The sequence below is a fragment of the Shewanella indica genome, from assembly GCF_002836975.1.
GTDB classification, from domain to species: domain Bacteria; phylum Pseudomonadota; class Gammaproteobacteria; order Enterobacterales; family Shewanellaceae; genus Shewanella; species Shewanella indica.
In genome coordinates this window covers 1-15,098 of record NZ_NIJK01000042.1, presented here as the reverse complement: position 1 = coordinate 15,098, position 15,098 = coordinate 1, and the positions used below count along the sequence as shown (strand labels likewise).

The 15,098-nt window shown below is 55.6% G+C and carries 12 protein-coding genes and 2 pseudogenes; 11 read left to right on the top strand and 3 right to left on the bottom strand.

What is annotated here, in order from left to right:
• Positions 1-3 precede the first annotated feature (3 nt).
• Positions 4-2,355: a PEGA domain-containing protein gene (locus CX650_RS14375; protein WP_101096187.1), complete on the bottom strand. Its 2,352-nt coding sequence runs from the start codon at positions 2,353-2,355 to the stop codon at positions 4-6.
• Positions 2,356-2,365: 10 nt separating this feature from the next.
• Complete coding sequence (locus tag CX650_RS14370) at positions 2,366-3,772, bottom strand: glycerophosphodiester phosphodiesterase (protein WP_229800124.1); 1,407 nt, start codon at positions 3,770-3,772, stop codon at positions 2,366-2,368.
• Between the two features lie 281 nt (positions 3,773-4,053).
• Here CX650_RS14370 and CX650_RS14365 point away from each other — a divergent pair, with 281 nt between their 5' ends.
• The 11 genes and pseudogenes from CX650_RS14365 to CX650_RS14315 all read left to right on the top strand — a co-directional run bounded on the left by CX650_RS14365 (position 4,054) and on the right by CX650_RS14315 (position 14,755).
• Positions 4,054-4,893 carry a cobalamin-binding protein gene (locus tag CX650_RS14365; protein ID WP_478011956.1) on the top strand — a complete coding sequence of 280 codons (840 nt, stop codon included), beginning with the start codon at positions 4,054-4,056 and terminating at the stop codon, positions 4,891-4,893.
• Positions 4,894-5,283: 390 nt separating this feature from the next.
• Positions 5,284-6,546: an efflux RND transporter periplasmic adaptor subunit gene (locus tag CX650_RS14360; protein ID WP_025008866.1), complete on the top strand. Its 1,263-nt coding sequence runs from the start codon at positions 5,284-5,286 to the stop codon at positions 6,544-6,546.
• Between the two features lie 10 nt (positions 6,547-6,556).
• Positions 6,557-6,805, top strand: coding sequence for a hypothetical protein (locus CX650_RS14355; protein ID WP_101096185.1), 249 nt, complete (start codon positions 6,557-6,559; stop codon positions 6,803-6,805).
• 35 nt (positions 6,806-6,840) lie between these two features.
• Positions 6,841-7,563 (top strand): ABC transporter ATP-binding protein, encoded by a 723-nt coding sequence (locus CX650_RS14350; RefSeq protein WP_101096184.1) that lies wholly within the window; start codon positions 6,841-6,843, stop codon positions 7,561-7,563.
• 11 nt (positions 7,564-7,574) lie between these two features.
• Positions 7,575-8,885, top strand: coding sequence for an ABC transporter permease (locus tag CX650_RS14345; protein ID WP_101096183.1), 1,311 nt, complete (start codon positions 7,575-7,577; stop codon positions 8,883-8,885).
• 10 nt (positions 8,886-8,895) lie between these two features.
• Positions 8,896-10,096: pseudogene (locus tag CX650_RS14340) on the top strand (ABC transporter permease).
• A 126-nt stretch (positions 10,097-10,222) separates the two neighbouring features.
• Positions 10,223-11,653, top strand: coding sequence for a sigma-54-dependent transcriptional regulator (locus CX650_RS14335; protein WP_101096182.1), 1,431 nt, complete (start codon positions 10,223-10,225; stop codon positions 11,651-11,653).
• Entirely contained in the window at positions 11,650-12,984 is a 1,335-nt protein-coding gene (locus CX650_RS14330; protein WP_101096181.1) for a sensor histidine kinase, read from the top strand. Before CX650_RS14335 ends, CX650_RS14330 begins: the two co-directional genes overlap by 4 nt.
• 164 nt (positions 12,985-13,148) lie before the next feature.
• Positions 13,149-13,571, top strand: coding sequence for a curli production assembly/transport protein CsgE (locus tag CX650_RS14325; protein WP_373297561.1), 423 nt, complete (start codon positions 13,149-13,151; stop codon positions 13,569-13,571).
• Positions 13,572-13,583: 12 nt separating this feature from the next.
• Positions 13,584-13,976, top strand: a complete 393-nt coding sequence (locus CX650_RS14320; RefSeq protein ID WP_071237368.1) for a curli assembly protein CsgF — start codon at positions 13,584-13,586, stop codon at positions 13,974-13,976.
• Positions 13,973-14,755, top strand: coding sequence for a CsgG/HfaB family protein (locus CX650_RS14315; RefSeq protein WP_101057597.1), 783 nt, complete (start codon positions 13,973-13,975; stop codon positions 14,753-14,755). Before CX650_RS14320 ends, CX650_RS14315 begins: the two co-directional genes overlap by 4 nt.
• 93 nt (positions 14,756-14,848) lie before the next feature.
• Here the strand turns inward: CX650_RS14315 and CX650_RS14310 are convergent.
• Positions 14,849-15,098 (bottom strand): annotated as a pseudogene (locus tag CX650_RS14310) (IS4 family transposase); the annotation flags it as partial.

Below are 15,098 nucleotides of genomic sequence, written 5' to 3'. Positions count from 1 at the left end.
TTGTCAATTGGGTAAAAGACGGATTGTCAGTGTTTGTTCGCCGCCATTCAGGCTGTGCCATTTGCGGTAGGTCTGATAACCGGGGGCGCTTACCTGCACATCGTAGTTGCCCGGTTTAAGCCGGATCCCAGGGTGATACTTGGGGCCGATGTTCATGATCCTGATATTTGCGTTGTTCACATTGGTTTCGACCTTGAGGCGTGTCTCGGTCGGTGCCAGCTCGCTGGCCTTGAGTGGCGCTGGAGTGCTCTTGTGCAGCAAGTCTATTTTGGCCAGTGAATGCGCCAGCGGCGAGAAGGCCTGATAGATACCCGTGTGTTGCTCAAAGCTCAGCCCCAAAGGATGCAGTAGCGGCTGGGCGTGCAGTGTCCAGCGCAGGGCGTAGGCAAAGCCGATATTGCCGGACTGTTCCACCTTGGTGAGGAAGTAGTTCACCGGGCTGGTATCATCCTGGGTGTAGCGGTTTTGCACCAAAAGCACCGGCAAGGTCAGCAGCAACAGGGGCGGCAACAGCTTGGCGGTCAATGCCAGCCAGCGGCGTTTGCCGGACTTGGCACTTTCATTGGCATTCTCATTTATGCTGGTACTGTCTTCGCTGCCATTTGCTTGACTCGCGCCGGGGCGGAACAGCTGCAGCGTCTTCAGCGGCAGTTTGATAAAGGTCATACAGATCAAAAACAGGCTGAGTGACATGGAGATGGGCGGAATAATCACAGATCGCAGTGCCTGCTTGCCTTGCTCGGCATAGCGGCCGCCATCGGCAAATTCACGTTCCGACTCGGCCAACATCTGCAGGTAACTCTGGGTACGCTTCTGGATGTTGGGATCCAGCACATGGCGTTTGAAGTTGGCCTGGTTCCAGTCGGCGCGGACGTTAGGCACATAGAGATCGCCCATGCGTGCGGCTATCTTGCTTTGGATCTGCGGATGCAACTGAAAGGCGTTCCAACTTAAGTTGATAGGCAAGTCCAAACCGCGTTTACGCATCTCGCTTTGCCAGCGGGCATCGGCTTCGGCCTTAACCGTTTTGGCCACGCTTTGGCTAAACAGCGGACGATTGTTGATATGCCAGCTGTTCGGCAGTTTCAGCCCCTTGGCCTTGAGGGCCCGGCGCAGTTTCACCTGAGTCACAGGATGCACCCTGAAGTCGGCCAGTGACCCTATGTTGAACGGATAGCCGGTTTCCTTTTCAAACATCGCCTGGAACTTGGGATGGGCCAAGAACAGGCGCTGGTAATGATCCGGATCGTCTGTGTACTTATAGCGTTTATCCTTAAGACCGCCATCGCCACCTGTAGCCAGGCTCAGCGCCTGCATGGCGGTGCCGACACCGGCTGTCATCACCCCGAACAGGGCGCTGGACAGCAGGTTTTCGCCTGTGCTGATATCTTCGACTATCAACCAGTAGTTGGGATCTATGTAGCCGAGCCCCGCCTTGGAGATCATTGTCTTGTAGCGGGCGTTTTCCCGCTCTATACATTGATAGCGACGTTCTTTCTGGGACGACTTTTTGTAGCGTTCCTGGCAGCGGTTGGTGTCTTCATGGTAGGAGAAGATCTTGGGGCCGTATTCCTGGGCCCTGGCACCGGCCTTGGCCACATGGGCCTTTTGCGCCTGTTGATACTTGCCCCATCCCTGATTGACCTCCTGCTCTATGTTTTGCCAGTAACCCATCTCCCGCTCCGGGATCCCCGCCAGGGTCTGGTTGTATCGGTTGGAGCCTTCGGCATAACTGCGATAGCTGGCCGACAGCTCATCATAGAGTTGACCAAAGTCGTGATAGTGCTGGTCAAAGTCGCGATAGGCCCGCTTTTGCACGAAGTTGTGAATGATCTTCTGCTTGTAATCATCCAGGTTGTCGGTGAGGTTGTGGTCGGCATAGGCCAGGCCGCCGAACAGGGCCAGAAAGGTCAGGTTTTCAGAGCTGTGCAGCTCTTTGGGGTCGTAGTTGAGACCTTCGACTTCGACCGCGTTAACCGCCAGGGCATCACGCAGCGCCGCGCTGTAGGCCGCGTATTGACGCTGCTCCGGGGTAGAGGGTTCAATCAACCATTGCTCTATCAGGTATTTCTGGCCGAAAAACACGCTGGGCCAGACGCACAAGGTGAGCAGCAACAGGGTCAGGCTGCCTCTCAGGCCGGTTTTGAACAGCCGCGCCGGCAAGAGATCGGCCAGCAGCAGGGTCACACCTATCCCGGAAATGGTGCGGCCGTAAATCTCCAGGTGTTCGAGTTGCTCGGGCTTGGGTGTGCCCAAGCCCACCAAAGAAACCAGTTGGGCGTTGAAGATGGCCTCTGGGATCAGATAGGCGGCGCTCAGCAGCAGGAAAAATACCCGCCAGGACAGTTTTTTCATCCTTGGTTCCTCACTGCTGCTCGCTGCGGCGCAGCTCTATTTTCACTGCGTCATCTGCGGTGAGGTCTACTTGGGTCTGGTTTTCTCTGGGGCCGGCCTGGGTTTTCATGATCACAGGAACAAAGCCGCCGCCAGACTCGGACGCCTTGCCTTTATTGGCCACAGCGCCTGTCTTGAAGGACTTCAGTTTGCCATCCACCGCCGGATACAGGCCGTTGGGCCAGTAGGTTTCCAGCAAAGAGAGCTTGGAGAGATCCAGATCCTTGGGCAGCGTGGCCAGCTTGCGGGTCAGCTCAGTGCTGCCTTGATAAGGCAGCATGGGCGGCAGGGCGAAGCGGCTGCAAAAACCATAGAGACTGTCGTCGATAATCACAGAGTCGGGTAGTTGACTGCGCTTGAGCCCCAGCAGGCTCTGTTCGTGGTAATCATGACCATTTATGGTATAGCTGGCCACAGGAATGCCGCGGTTATGGGCCAATGACTTGAAGCCTTGGGCGTTTCGCCGATAGTGGCGTATGTCCAGGGCGATACCGAAGTTGGACTTGAGCGCCTTTTTCAGCTTATTGAGTCCGGCCGAGGAGTCATAACGCTTTTCCCGGTAGCGGCGGTTGGCGTAACCCTGAATATCCTCCAGCATGGATTGATTACGCAAAAAGATGGGATCTTGACCTGCGCCGCGTTTCATATCGGCCGCCAGTTTGTTCATCGAGGCCTTGGCCGGGCTCTGGATAAAGGACAGGAAAACAGCGTCGTTTATCTTCCTCATTTTTTTGAGGTTTTCCAGCTCCAGACTGCTGTAGAAGTAGCGCCCCTGGCCTATGATACTGAAGGCCAGATAGTCGAGCATCTCCAGATCCCGGCTGCCGGCGCGACTCTTGATCTCAATATTCAGCTTCTGTCCGCTATGGGCATAGCGGCTGAACACCTGCGCCAGTTGGCGAAAGTTGGGCGGTACTGTATCTGTGAGGGCGCCGGTTTGCATGTCCCGTTGGCGCAGATAGCCCCACTCTTTCTCATAGCGAATCGACTCTATCTTGCGGCGCTTATTGTCTATGGTGCCGGTTTCGCGTCCGGTGCGGCCATCGTGATGAATGACCCAGACATCATCCCGGGTCAGGCGCACGTCGATTTCAATCACATCAAACTGGTTATCCAGGGCATCTATGACGGCTTCCAGCGAGTTTTCCGGAAAACGTATCGAGCCTCTGTGGGCCTGGAGCTCCAGGTTGCTGCACTGCCTGGCACCCAGATAATTGATGTTATCCAGTGCTGACAGAGTAAAGCCTCGGGCGTTGAAGGCTTGTTCCAGCGCCAGTTTTTGCGGATCCACGGGTTGAGGTTCGGGGGCGGATGGGGTGCTTTTACAGCCGCTAAGCAGGCCGAAACAGCAAAATATCAGGACAAAAAAGAGGCGCACTTGTATTCCTTGGTGCTCTGTAACTATATATAAAAACAGGGTATTAAAATTAATTATTTACTCTCGGTCAACCTGTGATGCCAATGTTTAACAAGTTTTACTTGCGCCGTCTCAAAACTGAACATTGGCTGACTTTTTATTGGTCAAATGGTGTGCTTTTTGCGGTCGCAGAACCTGGGGCGCGCGTTTTACTCACAACTTGCTTGAGGTATGCTTGAAGCAATTTTGTGAATAACCAAGGAAACCAGGTGAACCGACTGATACTCTGCCTGCTTTGCAGTTTGGCTCTGAGCCCTGTCGCCCAGGCCAAGTCGCCCGACAAAGCGGTCAATAAAAGCGTTAGCGCCAGGCCGGCCATGCGTATAGTGGCGCTCTCTCCCCATGCGGTGGAGATGCTGTTTGCCATTGGCGCGGGGGAGCAGATAGTAGCCACCACAGACTATGCCGATTTCCCCGAGGCCGCCAAGGCCATTCCCCGCATAGGCGGCTACTACGGCATACAGATAGAAAGAGTGATAGAGCTGAATCCGGATCTGGTGGTGGTCTGGGATACGGGCAACCGCAGCGAAGATATCGAACAGTTGACCAAGCTTGGGTATCGCATTTACGGCAGTGACCCCAAGACCCTGGAAGGCATTGCCGAAGAGCTGGAACAGCTAGGGCGCCTCACCGGCCACAGACAGCAGGCCGGGGAAGTGGCTGCCGACTACCGGCAACAATTGGCAACTTTGCGCCGGGACAATGCCGCCAAGCCGGAGATCAAGGTGTTCTATCAACTCTGGTCCGAGCCTTTGATGACAGTGGCCCAGGACAGCTGGATCCAGCAGTTGTTGGAAGTCTGCCATGGCAACAATGTCTTCAAGGACAGCAGTTCACCCTATCCTCAGGTAAGTATGGAAAATGTGCTTCTCAGTCAACCCGAGGTGATCATCAAGACGGATGAAAAGGGCGATGGCAAGCGGTTGGACTGGAGCCAATGGCAGGAGATCCCTGCAGTGAAAATGGAACAAATCTACACACTTAACGCCGATCTCCTGCACCGGGCTACCCCAAGGGCGCTGGAAGGTGTTGAGGCCATCTGCAAGGTGCTCGACAAGGCCCGCGAAGGGCAGCGGCTATGACAATCATCATCCCGGCTTCGGCGCCAGTCTGGTCATCCTGCTGCAGGCGTTTTAAGCCCGGCCTCTATTTATTCATCTGTTATTAAATCCCAAGGAAGGTGCGAATAAGTCCTCGCGCCACTCTATTTTGTAGAGAGTGGCTTACACAGCAATTGGCATTCAAGGCATCTGACTGAAGGCATGCCGGGGCCTGTCGAAGTCGGATTTCCCCAAGTGTCCGCCTGGCGGACACTTTTGCAGAAAGCGGACAGTATCCGCTTGTCCGCGGACACAAATAAAATCTCCACTGCTTTCCAACCAATTGATAACTATGACTATCTAAACTTGGCACAAGCTTTGTAAACCTAGTTGCAACAAGATGGTCACAAGCTCAATTGAGGAACAAACGGGATGATTAAGGATACCAGCGGACAAGACAAGCAAGTGGCGCCGAGTTTAGCGCGTCGCCTCAAGTGGCCAGCTACCCTGGGCGCGGCAGTATTGTTGCTGTCGGGCCTGGTGTGGGCCAGTGTCAGTGGCAGCGGTGTCAGTGAATCCATAGATCGCAGTGAGCTGCGCTTCGCCACTCTGGAGCGCGGCACTCTGACCAGGGATATCGCCACTACAGGCAAAATAGTCGCCGCCAACGCGCCAATCCTCTACAGCCCTGAAGGTGGCACTGTGACTCTGATAGCCAATCCGGGGGACAGGGTCGAGCAGGGCCAGGTGGTCGCGACCATAGAAAGCCACAGCCTGACCAACAGCCTCAAGCAGCAGCAGGCCCTGCTCGATGGGATGAAAAGTGCCCTGGAGCGGGCCAAGTTGGACGCCCGACGTAATCAACTCAAGGCGAATCAGACACTGGATATGGCCAAGGTGGATCTGGAGGCAGCAGACAGGGAGAGCCGCCGCGGCGATCAACTGATCGAAACCAGCCTGATCTCCAAGATAGATTACGAGAAGAGCAAGGATGAGCTGCACAAGGCCAAGCTGCAGTATGCCCATGCCCAGCAGGAAGCCGCACTGATGAAAGACACCCTGACCTTTGAGCTGCAAAACAAGGCGGCCGAGGTCAATCGTCAGGCATTGGTGGTAGCCGAGTTGGAACGTCAGGTGGCAGCACTGAACATCACAGCCCCTGTTGGCGGCATTATAGGTAACTGGCTGACGGAACAAAAAGCCCGTATCGCCCAGAGCCAGCCGATCCTGACCGTAGTGGACTTGAGTGCCTTCGAGGCCGAGTTGGCTGTGCCGGAAACCTACGCCGATGAACTGGGGCTGGGGATGGATGTGGAACTCAACTTCGGCGGCGTGATGGTGATGGGCAAGTTGGCCTCCATCTCCCCCGAAGTACGTAACCGCGAAGTCTCTACCCGGGTCCGGTTCCAGCAGGATACCGCTTTGCACCTGAGGCAAAATCAGCGCCTGTCGGCCAGAGTCTTGTTGGAAAACCGTGCCGATGTGCTGATGGTCAAGCGCGGCGCCTTCGTGAACAGTGGCGGTGGCCGCCTGGTGTACCGTCTCCAGGGGGATATAGCCGAGCGCACCGAGATCAAACTCGGCGCCCGCAGCATGAGCCATATCGAGGTGCTGGAAGGCGGCGAGGTGGGAGACCAATGGGTGATTTCCAATATCGATCTGTTCAATGACGCCGAGCAAGTGCTGGTTCGCTGAGGAGAGAAGAATGAAAACCGAAAACTTCAACACCGAACGTCTGGTGGCGGCCCTGGCTCTGCTGCTGTTGCTGGTGGCGACTCTGATCTATACCCGAGATACCTCGGACTGGTTTCTGCTGGGACTCAATCTTATCGAAGCCACCACAGTCAACTCTGTGTCGGCCGAGCCGGGGCAAGTTGCCGATTTCAGCCATGCCGCGATGGCGCCGGGCCAGTGGTTTGGGCAATGTCTGTCTGCCCTGACGAAACTAAAATAACCCACCGAATAACGCAAAAATAAGGAACTAAAACCATGTTAACCATGAAAAATATCAACAAGGTGTTCAAAACGGATTTAGTGGAAACCCATGCGTTACGGGATTTCAATCTGTCGGTGAAAGAGGGGGAGTTTGTTGCCGTGACCGGACCGTCGGGCTCGGGTAAAACCACCTTTCTCAATATCGCCGGTCTGCTCGAAGGCTTTACCCATGGCGAGTATTTTCTTGATGATGTCAATATCTCCAACCTGAATGACAACAAGGCTGCGGCCATTCGCAATGAGAAAATTGGCTTTATCTTTCAGGGTTTTAACCTTATCCCCGACTTGAATCTGGCAGAGAATGTTGAAGTACCACTGCGTTATCGCGGCTTTGGCGCCAAGGAGCGCCAGAAGCGGGTGAAGCAGGCGCTGGAGCAGGTGGGCCTGGGGGCGAGGATGAAGCATCTGCCCTCACAACTCTCGGGTGGTCAGCAGCAGCGGGTGGCCATCGCCCGCGCCTTGGCCGGGGAGCCGAGATTCCTGCTCGCCGACGAACCTACGGGTAACTTGGACAGCCTGATGGCCCGCCAGGTGATGGAACTGCTGGAGGAGATCAACAAGGCCGGCACGACCATCATTATGGTAACCCATGACCCGGAGCTGGCCCGCCGCGCCCAGCGCAATATCCAGATAGTGGATGGCCAGGTGTGTGACTTCAGCCGTTATCAAACCGAACAGGCGCCGCAGCTGGATGTGGCCGAACAAGTGGCCAGCTAAGGAGCGCGAGCATGTTTATTTACTATGTTGACCTGGCCTGGCGCAGCATCAAAAAGACGCCGATATTGTCGCTGTTGATGGTGTTGGCCATCTCTGTGGGGATAGGGATCACCATCACCACGCTGAACGTGTACAGCATGATGTCCTTCAATCCGGCCGGGGATCGCGCCGAGCAACTCAACACAGTGCAGCTGTGGAGCCAGGGACCCGATTCCTGGGATGAGTTTAACTCGCTGATCACTTTTCAGGATGCCATGAATCTGCGTAAGGGGGAGCTCCCCAAATCGCAGGCCGCCATGTTCCGCAGTGGTATGGCGGTGCAAACGGATGCCCCTGAAGTTCTGCCCATGTTGCAGGGCGTCAGGGTGACAGACCGCGGCTTCTTCTCGCTGTTCGAAGTGCCTTTTCTCTATGGCAATGTTTGGGACAAATCAGTGGACGAGCAAGCGGCCTATCAAGTGGTTATCGGCAGAAAGCTGAACCAGAAGCTGTTTGGCGGCGAGAACAGCGTCGGCAAGACGGTCTATCTCAACCGCAAACCCTTTCAGGTGGTGGGCGTGATAGCTGACTGGAACCCTCAGCCCAAGTATTACGATCCTACCAGCGGCGCCTTTGCCAGTGCCGAGCAGGTGTATATTCCGTTTTCGCTGGCCGCCCATGAAGAGTTTCCGGTTTGGGGAAATGTCTCAGGTTGGAAGTATGAGCGTCTGGACAACTATCAGGACCGACTGGTTTCAGAGAAAGTCTGGCTCGAGTACTGGGTCGATCTGCCAAGCGCAGAAGACAGAGCCGCCTATAAGAACTTCCTCGCTCAGTATGTCGAGCAGCAAAAAGAACTGGGGCGCTTTACCGATGGCAAGTCTCCCTCTGAGTCGGCGCAGCTGTCCGATGTAGACGCCTGGCTGGAGAAAAATCACGTAGTGCCCGAGGACAATAAGATTCTGGTGGGGCTGAGCATACTGTTTCTCAGTGTTTGCCTGGTCAATATTCTGGGGTTGATGCTGACCAAGTTCCTTAAGCGAGCTCCCGAGGTTGGCGTGCGCCGCGCCATTGGGGCCAGCCGCGGGCAGATCTTCTCTCAATACATGGTCGAGGTGGGCGTGATTGGGCTGTTGGGTGGTTTTCTCGGCCTCGCCTGGGCCTGGGGAGCACTCTATAGCCTGTCGGCGCGCTTCGGGGTTGCCGAAGGGCTGACGCACCTGTCTTTGAGTATGTGGTTTATCACCCCCGGGATAGCGGTAGGTACCGCCATGTTGGCGGGTCTTTATCCGGCTTGGGTTGTGTGCCGCACTAAACCAAGCGTTTACCTCAAGAGCCAGTAAGGGATTGACTATGCTAAATATTAAACCGGTTTTCAGCAGCCTGATGCGCAGCAAGAGCGGCCCGATACTACTGCTGATGCAGATCATCTTATCGGTGGCCATAGTCGCCAATGCCAGCTTTATTATCCATGAACGTTTGACCATGATGCAGCGTGATTCCGGGATTGCCGAGCAGGAGATCTTGGCCTTTACCGTCTACAACTTCGACCCCAATATAGATACCAAGCTGCAGAACAAGGTCGACCAGCAGATCCTCCGCCGCCTGCCCAATGTCGTCACGGCGACGTCCACCAATATGTTGCCGCTCAGTGGCAGTGGCTGGTCCACCACGCTGAATCTGGGGCCGGATCCGGAAACGTCCAAGACGACGCCTCAGCTTGCCATGTACCTGGGGACAGAGCACACCCTGGAAACCTTGGGGGTCAAGTTGGTGGATGGGCGTAACTTCTACGCCAACGAGATTAATGATGATGTTAACGGCAGCAATAAGCTGGTGATCATCAGCAAGGCGCTGGCCGATGAGGTTTGGCCCAGCGAGTCCGCCGTGGGTAAGACCCTCTGGGCCGACAGGGACGAGAATGTCACAGTGATAGGTGTGGTCGACAAACTGCAGGGTGCCTGGGTGGACAGCAAAGATCTCGAGTACAGCCTGATCCAGAACGTCGATTACACTGGGCATTTCTACATGGTGCGGGCGCCGAGCGAGCATCACAAGGCGTTGAAAGAGCAGATCCTCGAGGCCTTGATGAAGGAAAACCCCAATCGGGTGATCGATGATTTCCAATCCATCCAGGAAGTAAAGCAAAGCTCCTATCGTGACCACGAGCTCATGGTCAGCGTACTGTCCATGATGGTGATTTTGCTGCTGCTGATCACCAGTTTGGGTCTGACCGGTATGGTGATGTTCAACATTCAGCGCCGCACCAAACAGATTGGCACCCGGCGGGCCTTGGGGGGCCACCAAGGCCGATATCCTGAGTCTGTTTCTGACGGAAAACTACCTTATCTGTATCGCCGGAGGGCTGTTGGGGGCTTGTCTTGCCGTGGTGTTGGGGCAACAACTGATGCAGCACTATGACCTGCCACAGCTCGACCTCATCTATCCGCTGCTGACAGTGGTGGGCATGTTGCTGGTGACGACAGTGGCTGTGGTATTGCCTGCCCGCAGGGCGGCGAATATCTCACCGGCAATGGCGACCCGCAGCGTCTGAACCGCCTGCCGCCCATTCGAGTCGACGGCATGGCTCATGCAGTTTGGCTCGCGTTGGCGGCAGCTTTAGGTTAGTTTTACTCATAATTTTTACAATAGATATAACAGGATGTAACAAGCAGGCATGATGGATACTGTACTCGTTGTCGATGACAATCAGGCCGTATGTCAGGCGTTGTCGCTGATGTTGGAAATTGCTGGTTACCGGCCGCTCAGTTGTCAGAGCCCTCAGGAGGCGCTGTACTTTATTGAGCAAGAAGAGGTCAGCCTGGTGATCCAGGACATGAATTTCAGCCGCGACACCACCTCGGGGGAGGAAGGGCGGGAGCTGTTTCACGCCTTGCGCAGTCGCCAGCCGCAACTGCCAATCATCTTGCTCACTGCCTGGACCGAGCTGGAAATGGCAGTGGAATTGATGAAGGCCGGGGCCGCCGATTATCTGGCCAAGCCCTGGGATGACAACAAGTTGCTCAACAGTGTCGCCAACCTGATTTCCCTCTACAAGCTGCAACAGGATAACCAGCAGTTGCAGCAGCGTGAGCAGCAACGGCAGGCGGCATTCGACGGCGCCGATCTCTGTGGTTTGGTATTTGCCAGCGCTGCCATGGAGCGCTGTGTTGATCTGGCGTTGCAACTGGCACGCTCGGATGTCTCAGTGCTGATCACCGGCCCCAATGGCGCAGGCAAGGATAAACTGGCGGACATACTGCACGCCAATTCGCCGCTGAAACACAAGCCGCTTATCAAGGTCAATGTCGGCGCCTTGCCGATGGAGTTGATGGAAGCCGAGCTGTTTGGCGCCGAGGCCGGTGCATTTACCGGCGCCACCAAGGCCCGTATCGGCCGTTTCGAAGCGGCCGATGGCGGTACCCTGTTTCTGGATGAGATAGGCAACCTGCCGCTGTCCGGGCAGATAAAACTGCTGCGGGTATTGCAGACGGGCGAGTTTGAACGCCTGGGCAGCCACCAGACCCGTAAGGTCAAGGTCAGGCTGCTGAGTGCCACCAACGCCGATCTGCGCCAGGACATTATCGAAGGCCGTTTTCGCGAGGATCTTTTCTATCGCCTCAATGTGGTGGAACTGGCATTGCCACCATTGGCGCAGCGCAAAGACGACATCTTGCCGCTGGTGGAACACTTTTGTGCCGCCGCGGCCGCGGCCTTGAACAAGAGCTCGGCGCTGAGCAAGAGCCTTACGTTGGACAAGAGTGCCAAAGAGGCACTGCTGGCCCACGACTGGCCCGGCAATGTACGCGAGCTGGAGAACGCCTGTAAACGCGCGGTTTTGCTGAGTCGCGGCGAGTCCTTGAGCTGCAGTGATTTCGGTTTGGCAGCGGCAACCGCCTCGAAAACTATCTTGGATTCAAGTGTCGGCCAAGCTCCACAGAGCCAAGGCCAACAAGCCGGGGCAGAGGAGCCGGGTAAGGCGGAAATAGAAGCGGCGCTGGCTGAGCACGGCGGCGTTATCGCCAGGGTTGCCAAGTCATTTGGCATCAGCCGTCAGGCGCTCTATCGGCGGATGGAGAAGTTTGGTATCGACGGCAAGAGGCAGGCATGACAGGAGGACTCAGTCTAAGACACAGGCTGCTGCTGGGCATGCTGCTGAGCACCTTGCTGGGTTTGCTGCTCGGGTGGCTTTGTCTGTTGTGGTTGGGACCTGAATGGTTATGGCTGGCGGTGGTGGCAGGATTGCTGGCAGCGCTGGGCATAGGGCTTAGGTTGACCCGAACCCTGGGTGACAGCCTGGCGGGGCTGGAAATCGGCATGCTTAACCTGATTGATCGAGATTTTAGTGTCTCGTTGCCGGACAGCGGCATCAATGAGCTGGATAGACTGGCTCAACTGTTCAACGAGGCGTCGGCCCGGCTCAGGCAGGAGCGGCAGCATATTTACCAGCGGGAATTGCTGCTGGATAAGGTCATTCAAAACTCGCCCAATATCATGCTGCTGTGCGATAGCGTGGGTCATATCATTTATGCCAACGACGCCGCCAAACATCTGTTCAATGCCAGGAAAGGCCTGGAAGGAAGCAGCCTCTCTGAGCTCAAAGCCAAGGTGAGCGAAGAGATGCGTCAAATGCTGGAGAGTGAGCGCGATGGCCTGTTCAATCTCGGCTTGCCGGAAGGCGAAAACCAGAGCTGGCACCTGAGTCGCGGCCAGTTCAACCTCAATGGTCAGCAGCATCAGTTGCTGCTGCTCAAGCAGATGACCCGTGAGCTCAACCGCCAGGAGGTGGCGGTGTGGAAAAAGGTGATCCGGGTAATCAGTCATGAACTCAATAACTCGCTGGCGCCTATTGCCTCCATGGTCAACTCGGGTCGGCGCTTGACCACGGAGAACCGCGATCCCAAGCTGAGCCTGATCTTCGATACCATAGAAAATCGCACCAATCATCTGGGGCAATTTATCGAGGGTTATGCCCGTTTTGCCAAACTGCCCAGCCCCAGGCAACAAGTTATTCCATGGGCCCGCTTGCTGCCTGAGTTGGCTGAGCATTACGCCTTTGTCTGCCACGAGACCCCTACGCTGACTTTGCTGGCCGATGAGGTGCAGCTGGAGCAGGTGTTGCTGAATCTGCTCAAAAACGCCCATGAGTCCGGCTCGGCGCCTGAGGAGATTGAGCTACAGATAGCCGGCCGCTCCGGTTGGCGCAGCGATGCTGCCGACCCGGTTGCCGGCGTCAGTATCTGCGTGATGGATCGCGGCAGTGGCATGTCAGCGGAGGTGTTGTCGCAGGCGCTGTTACCCTTCTATTCCACCAAGCCTCAGGGCAGTGGCCTGGGACTGGCGCTTTGCCGGGAGATTGCCGAGGCTCACGACGGTCGTCTCAGCCTGCAAAACCGTCAGGATGGTGGCTTGCTGGTTCAGCTATGGTTACCGCAACAGTGAGTCATACTTTCGGGTGATTTTCAACGGTTCTCGACTCAGCCGAAATAGCTATTTTTCAGGTAAATATGTCGCTGGCGGGTGACTCGGTTCCGGCGCTGCTGTTAATGTAATGCTCTTGTTAAAGGAATGGCCTTTTCAGGCAACAAAGGGAATTTTCGGGGACAATGCCGCACTCTGTCTTGTTATCCATGCGCTGTATCTTGTGCTTACTGATGCTGACACTTCCGTCTGCTCCGGCGTTGGCCGCAGCCGAGGCGGATGACATAGAGATCAGTGGCTTGGTCATAGACAGAACCCTGACCCGCTTTGGCAAGGATTTTGGTTTTTACTACTCGGGGTATTGGCGGGATCTGCCCTTTACCCAGGGATTCAATGTCACCCTTTACGAAACGGTTTTCCCTCAGGCCGGCACCTTGCTGACACTGGAGGTTAACGGTACCCGTATTTACCAAACCCATTTTGGCCGCAGAGCCAGTCCCATCAAGGAGCGGGCCGAACAGGCGATTCTCTTGACCATAGATTATATCGCCTCGGTCAGAGCCCAATCCATGACAGGGGAATTGGGATCCCATTGGGATGGAATTTAGGAAGCAAGCACAATGACACTCAGGATGTTAATCGCAGCCGGCGCCTTGCTGGCTTTTTCGGGGCAGACCACCGAACTGGTCTATACCCCAATCAACCCCAGTTTTGGCGGTAACCCTCTCAACGGTTCGTTTCTGCTGAGCAAGGCCCAGGCCCAAAATGACAATCAGGTCGCCGGCAATGAAAAGGACTTTGTTACCCGCTTCAAGGAGTCGCTGGAGCGTAACATTATCAACTCCATCACCCGCGGTGTGGCCGACGGTGATATCACAGACGGCGTTTATGATACTGGGGACTACCGGGTCGAAGTTGCCTCCACCGGCAGCGGTGTGATGTTGACTATTACCAACCTGCTTTCCGGCGAAGTTACTGTGATAGAGATGCCTATCTATGGAGGTAATCCATGAGGTGGCTGGCACTGGTTTCACTGTTACTACTGGGGGGCTGCAGCCTGGTTCCCAAGCCTGATTTGAATATCAATGAGGCCCAGGTAAATCCCTTGAGTGAAACCATGAAGGCGCTGCAGTCGCGTCCCGGGCCGCGTTTTCCTATCCCGGTTGCGGTTTACTCTTTCCGGGATCAGACCGGGCAATATAAGCCCCAGGCCAATGTCAGTTCCTTCTCGACCGCAGTGACCCAGGGGGCTACTTCCATGTTGGTGCAGACTCTGCTGGACTCCAGGTGGTTTACCCCTGTGGAGCGGGAAGGGCTGCAGAACCTGCTGACCGAGCGCAAGATCTCAGGTAAGCAGCAGGGGCGCAATAATGAAGTGCCGACCCTGACCAATGCCAGGCTGCTTCTGGAAGGCGGGATCATCAGCTATGAAACCAACGTGGAAACCGGCGGCAGCGGCGTGGAATACTACGGTATAGGCGCCTCTGAGCTGTACCGGGAAGATCAGGTGACCATTTATCTCAGGGCGGTTGATGTACACACAGGTAAAGTGCTGATGTCGGTCAATACCACCAAGCGGGTGTTCTCTCAGGAGATGCGTGCCGGCCTGTTCCGTTACACCAGTTTGAACCGCCTGGCCGAGGCCGAAGTGGGCTTTACCACCAATGAGCCGGTACAGTTTTGTGTGTTGCAGGCGATAGAACTGGCGGTCTCCGAGCTTATCGATAAGGGGAGCCGCATGGGTTACTGGAGCGCCGAGGCTTCGGGCGACAACAGCCTGAGTCAGGGATAAACAGCTTGAGCGAGAGAGCAACAGCTTGAGCGATAGGTAAACCGCAGTTTGTTGATTTTTAAAAAGAAGGGCCCGCAATTGCGGCAACGTAGTTCACTTAAGCGGAGCTGCCTTGTGATTAACAGGATATCGGGTCTTTGATATTTTTACCGCCCTAGGCCGATTTGGCTTAGGGCGTTTGTCTATAAAGAGGATGGACAAGTCTCCTCGCAGACTGTTTAGACGCTTCGGCGTATTACCTGGTGACACCGCTTTGCTCATGACTTTGAGCTGACTTGCGATGAACTGACAAGCGTACTTAAAGCTGATTTCATTGGGCATTCGACCATGCTCTACTGCCGCT

Excerpts from the sequence above, each read along its gene's own strand:
- CX650_RS14375 (WP_101096187.1), bottom strand. The coding sequence starts at position 2,355 with ATGAAAAAACTGTCCTGGCGGGTATTTTTCCTGCTGCTGAGCGCCGCC.
- CX650_RS14360 (WP_025008866.1), top strand. The coding sequence starts at position 5,284 with ATGATTAAGGATACCAGCGGACAAGACAAGCAAGTGGCGCCGAGTTTA.
- CX650_RS14355 (WP_101096185.1), top strand. The coding sequence starts at position 6,557 with ATGAAAACCGAAAACTTCAACACCGAACGTCTGGTGGCGGCCCTGGCT.
- CX650_RS14350 (WP_101096184.1), top strand. The coding sequence starts at position 6,841 with ATGTTAACCATGAAAAATATCAACAAGGTGTTCAAAACGGATTTAGTG.
- CX650_RS14345 (WP_101096183.1), top strand. The coding sequence starts at position 7,575 with ATGTTTATTTACTATGTTGACCTGGCCTGGCGCAGCATCAAAAAGACG.
- CX650_RS14335 (WP_101096182.1), top strand. The coding sequence starts at position 10,223 with ATGGATACTGTACTCGTTGTCGATGACAATCAGGCCGTATGTCAGGCG.
- CX650_RS14330 (WP_101096181.1), top strand. The coding sequence starts at position 11,650 with ATGACAGGAGGACTCAGTCTAAGACACAGGCTGCTGCTGGGCATGCTG.
- CX650_RS14325 (WP_373297561.1), top strand. The coding sequence starts at position 13,149 with ATGCCGCACTCTGTCTTGTTATCCATGCGCTGTATCTTGTGCTTACTG.
- CX650_RS14320 (WP_071237368.1), top strand. The coding sequence starts at position 13,584 with ATGACACTCAGGATGTTAATCGCAGCCGGCGCCTTGCTGGCTTTTTCG.
- CX650_RS14315 (WP_101057597.1), top strand. The coding sequence starts at position 13,973 with ATGAGGTGGCTGGCACTGGTTTCACTGTTACTACTGGGGGGCTGCAGC.